1 protein-coding gene is annotated in these 1,577 nt (G+C 30.4%); it reads left to right on the plus strand.

The genetic code is table 11. The features are described from left to right. The first annotated feature begins 359 nt into the window (after positions 1-359). The gene (locus COL3_RS25925) at positions 360-1,307 is read left to right on the plus strand and encodes an L-lactate dehydrogenase (protein ID WP_008421352.1); all 948 of its coding nucleotides are present in this window, start codon (positions 360-362) and stop codon (positions 1,305-1,307) included. Positions 1,308-1,577: the final 270 nt, after the last annotated feature.

Raw genomic sequence — 1,577 nt, forward strand, 5'->3', positions numbered from 1 at the left:
AGAGCACCTGACTCTTAATCAGGGTGTCCAGGGTTCGAATCCCTGATGACGCACCAGTAAAAGATTGTTAAAATTTTTAACAATCTTTTTTTGTTTTCTAATTAATATTATTTGAATTAAGGAATTATATTTAATTTTTAGATATTATGGCATGAAAAGTATAACTAATTTACTAAATAAGCAAAATATATGTATATTAATTAAATTAATGAAGATATTATTAGCTTGCAATAATACATTTTATAAAAGATAATACTTATTGCAAATATATATTGAATTATTTTAGGAATATAAATAGATTATCGTGAACAAATAAATATAATTAATATACTAAGTAGTAATTAAAAGGAGAATTTTGTATGGGTTTAAAAAAGAATAAAGTTGCGATTGTAGGAACAGGCTTAGTGGGATCAAGTACCGCTTTTAGCCTATTAACACAAGGAGTATGCGATGAAATATTGATGATTGATATAAATGAAGAAAAAGCCCTTGGAGAAGTAATGGATTTAAATCATTGTATTGAATATTTAAATAGAAATACTAAGGTTGTTAAGGGTAATTATAATCAGTGCGGGGATGTAGATATTGTAGTTATTACAGCAGGCGCGCCGCCTAAATCAGGTCAAACAAGAATTGATACATTAGAATTATCAGCTAAGATAGCAGAGTCTATTGTAAATCCAATAATGAAAAGTGGATTTAAAGGGCACTTTATTGTGATTTCTAATCCTGTGGATATGATTGCATACCATGTTTATAAAATATCTGGTTTGCCTAAAAGCCATGTTATAGGAACTGGAACTTCAGTCGATTCAGCTAGATTAAAGAATTTTATCGGTGAGTTATTAAATGTTGATCCGAGAAGTGTTCAAGGTTACTCAATGGGTGAACATGGGGATTCTCAGATGGTACCTTGGTCTCATGTTACAGTTGGGGGAAAATCATTTTATGAAATACTGAAAGATAATAAAGATAGAGTTGGAGAAGTAGATTTAGACAGATTAGTTTTAGAAACAGCTAAAGCTGGTTGGGAAGTGTATAATAGAAAGGGAACAACGTACTATGGTATAGCAACCGCTACAGTTGGAATAATAAAGGCAATTATAAATGATGAAAATAAAATAATGCCGGTATCTACGCTATTAGAAGGTGAATATGGGGAAAATGATGTTTTTGGAGGAGTGCCAGCTGTTTTAAATGCAGATGGGGTTAAGGAAGTTGTCGAGATACACATGACAGAAGATGAATTGGCAAAGTTTAAGAAATCACTAGAATTAATCAGGGAATATAGTAGAAAAATAAAATAAATTTATTTTTTAAATAAGTGTTGACATAATGCTTAATACTGCGTATAATAATATCTTGTTGAGACAAGTTTTCGACATAATTGGATAAAATATAAAAGTTTTCTTATATTGTGATTATTTAAAAGTTTGTATTAGGTACAATATAAGAAAAGGGAATTTCAATCACTATTTGCATAAGTTAGTTTAACCAAATCGGGGATTTGGCAACTCACTTAATCTCGTGATGATGGCATAGAGGTAACACTCCTTCCCATTCCGAACAGGAAAGTT

Source organism: Clostridium sp. LS, from assembly GCF_002760435.1.
In the GTDB taxonomy this organism is placed as follows: domain Bacteria; phylum Bacillota; class Clostridia; order Clostridiales; family Clostridiaceae; genus Clostridium.